Origin of the sequence: Actinomadura sp. RB99 (assembly GCF_014706005.1) — a bacterium.
In the GTDB taxonomy this organism is placed as follows: Bacteria; Actinomycetota; Actinomycetes; order Streptosporangiales; family Streptosporangiaceae; genus Spirillospora.
Window position 1 is genome coordinate 1 of sequence record NZ_JABMCA010000154.1, and the last position, 3,438, is coordinate 3,438.

2 protein-coding genes are annotated in these 3,438 nt (G+C 68.2%); both read left to right on the plus strand.

Annotation, left to right across the window (positions count from 1 at the left end):
• The first annotated feature begins 165 nt into the window (after window positions 1–165).
• Window positions 166–654 carry a hypothetical protein gene (locus amrb99_RS49065; protein WP_190868973.1) on the plus strand — a complete coding sequence of 163 codons (489 nt, stop codon included), beginning with the start codon at window positions 166–168 and terminating at the stop codon, window positions 652–654.
• 1,528 nt (window positions 655–2,182) lie between these two features.
• Window positions 2,183–3,292 (plus strand): S8 family serine peptidase, encoded by a 1,110-nt coding sequence (locus amrb99_RS49070; protein WP_241756673.1) that lies wholly within the window; start codon window positions 2,183–2,185, stop codon window positions 3,290–3,292.
• Window positions 3,293–3,438: the final 146 nt, after the last annotated feature.

Below are 3,438 nucleotides of genomic sequence, written 5' to 3' on the forward strand. Positions count from 1 at the left end.
CGAGCAGAAATCCCGCGAATGGAAACTCGCCGCCCAGCGCATGGCCACCGCCGTCTCCGGCATGAGCAAGGTCATCGGCGAATCCCACGACATCCACCTCGGCGCCGAACGCCAGAACACCGCCATGTGGGGCGGCTGACCCCGCACCGGTAAGGACCACCGCGCATGCCTCCCCAAGACCCTCCGCCCGACCTCAGCCAACTCCTGCACCCGGGCGCCACGGCACCGGTCACGCCGTCCCCGGGCGGTCGCAACGGCCTCGATCCGATCATCACCGGCTTGGACCCGACCGCCGACCCCAAACCCGCCGGTTCCGGTGCCGGCACGGTGGAGGTCCACCGCCGGCAGCTCCTGCAGGTCGCCGCGGCCATGGGGGATGACCTCTCCAACCTGCAGCGCACCCTGACGGCCCTGAAGGTGCAGGTCGGCGAGGTCGGCCACTGGGACGTCGCGCAGCAGATGGGCCCCAAGGTGGAGACCGCGCACCAGAACATGATCTCCGCGCTGGACCGCTACTGCGCCGCCTACGCCGCAGCGATCAAGAGGATCACCGAGGCGGCGCACAACTACGGCAAGAGCGAGCAGAAGGCCACCGACGCCGCCCGCGGCGCAGGGCGGCCGCCCACGCACGTGACCCCCTGGCAGGACCAGTAGCACCGAGAAAGGCGGAGGACAGTTGGGCGGGCAGGCGTTCCACCAAGGGATCCGACCCGGGACGCTGGGACACGGGAACCCGGCGCAATACGACTACGCCACGATCGCCGGCTACCTCGAGCAGGCCCGGCCGGAAGGCCTCGGCGGCGTAGCGGAGGCCTACGCCATGGTCCAGAAGGCGCTGGGCGAGACCGAAGGCAACCTCGGCAAGCACGTGCAGCGCCTGAACATGATCTGGAAGGGCGGCGCCAAGGAACTCGGCATCGCCGACATGCGCATGCTCACCGAGGCCACCGGAACCCTCGCCACGGCCAGCGGCCAGTTCTCCACCGCGATGCACAGCGGCTACACCGCGATGAAGATCTCCCAGCACAGCATGCCGCCCACCTCCACCCCGCTCGGCACCCTCCCCAGCACCAACCCCGCCGAGGCCATGGCCACCAAACTGGCCGACGACAAAGCCGCCCAGCAACACCTCGCCAAAACCAACACCGCCCTAACCTCCGCCTTCGACCAGATCCCGTCCTCCGTGACCTTCGACCTCTCGACGACCGGTGAGGGGACCAAGAAGTTCGGAGGAACGGCATCTGGTGAGCCCCCGGCGAGTGCTGGTGTTCCTGCGGCGAACGGCCCTGGAACGCCAGGCGGAGGGGCAGGAGGCGCGGCAGGCGGCGGAGCGGGGGCCGGCGGAGCGGATTCGAGCGGCGGCCCAGCCTCTCGAGCTCCGAGCGGCCATGCGGTGCCCGCGCCTCACGGCGGATCCGCTGGGCCTCCGGCCGGCAATGGGCCGCGACTCGGCGACGGTCCGGGGAGGGGCGGCTCCGACCTTGCCGGTACACGGCCCGGCATGGACAACGCCCCCGAACCCACCTCACCGCCTTCAGTTGGGCCTGGTACCGGTCCCGAAAGGCCGTCGAGCCCAAGCTTCCCGGCCAGTCCTGGTGGAGTGGGGTACCCACTGCCCAACGATGGCGGCTTCAGCCAAAGGCCGCCTTCACGGCCGTCCCCCACGATCGGCAGCCCGGCGCCGCGGCTCCCGTCGATGCGAATTCCCGGGGACGGAGGTATCCCGCCGACGCGGCCAGGCATGGGTCCGTTGAGCGCGGGTGGTGTCATCGGACGAAACGGCGCTCCATCTTTGGGAGAGACAGGAGCAGGCCCGGCCGGCTCTCTCCGGGGTGAACGAGTTCCTCGCCTGCCATCAGGTGGCGTCCTTGGGAACGAACGCCTCCCCATCGGCGAAGCCGGGAGCCAGGCACCCGCCGGGACGAGATACGGCGCCAGGGAAAACGCAGGAGGTATGCCGCTGGGAGGAATGGGAGCGGCTGCAGGCAGGAACGCCGAGCGCACAAGAGAGGTGCGGCTCCTAGAGGAGGCCGACCTCTGGCTTGACGATGCCGACGTCGCGCCGCGCGTCATCGGCGGAGCCGGGTGAATCGTGGGACTCCAGCGAAGTCGGCGCTATGAGCTTCGCCGAAACGTCCGGTTCCTCGGTCGAGCCGCCGCCCTCGCTACCGCGATCACCGTGATGGCGTCCAACCTTACGCCTGCCCTCGCGATGCCGAAGCCTCGCGCCGAGGAATGGTGGTTCGACGCGTGGGAGATCCCTGGAAAGGTCTGGCCCATGACTCGGGGGGCCGGAGTGACGGTCGCGGTGATCGACCGGGGTGTGGAAGCCGGGCTCCCTGACCTGAAGGGCATCGTGCTGCCCGGTAAAGGGTACGGAGACGCTTCGAGCAAGGACGGCCGTGCCGACGATGACGCCAAGTTGAACGGGCATGGCACCGCGATGGCCGCTCTCATCGCCGGCCAGGGCCTCGGCTCAGGCATGGTCGGCATCGCTCCCGGGAGCAGGATCTTGCCGATCAGCGCGGACCTGGGAAATTACGAGGACACGATCCACTTTGCCGTGGATCGCGGGGCAAAGGTCATCGACATATCGCAGGGCGGTCCCGGCGCGTACTGCCCGAGCGGCATCGAGAACGCGGTCTCTTATGCCGTCCATCATGACGTGGTCGTCGTCGCGAGCGCCGGGAACGATCCGCTGGAAGAGTCGACGAACACCCCGGCCAACTGCAAGGGCGTGCTCGCCGTGGGGGCCGTCGGCGCGCATCTCGATGTCTGGTCGAAGACCAGCCCGGGAGACAACGTCATGCTGGCTGCGCCCGGCGCCATGGTCGGCTCGATCGGCCGAGACGGGGTGTTCACGGCGGACAATAGTGGGACCAGTCAGGCGGCGGCGCTTGCGGCGGGGGTGGTCGCCTTGATGCGGTCACGCTTTCCGGAAATGTCGGCTCGTGAGGTCGTGCAGCGTCTGCTGGCCACGGCCAAGGATGTGGGGCCGACGGGCTGGGACAAGCGAACAGGATACGGCGCCATCATTCCTTACAAGGCGTTGACGGCTGATGTTCCTAAGACCGCGCCCAATCCGGTGTACGACGATCTCGGGTCCGGGGTTCGAGGGCGGTCCGGTCAGGCGGTGTCGGAGGCAAGGCGGACGGGGGCCGCCAGTGAGTCTCGTGATTCGGGGCTTGGTGGCAGTGGTGGGCTGGTGATCGCTGTGGTCGTCCTTGTGGTGGGTGGATTGGGGGCTGGGGGTGCGGTGTTCGCGCGGCGGCGAATGATTCGGAAAGGGTGACCTTCTTGCGGTGAAGGGATGACGTCCCTAGTGTTTCGCTCGAATAGTTTCTTTTCGTTTGATTTTGGCGATGATCTCGTCGGCGTCTTTGGTCCAGGAGAATGGTTCGCAGCGGTCGTTCCAGCCGTCGATGAAGGTGCCGATCG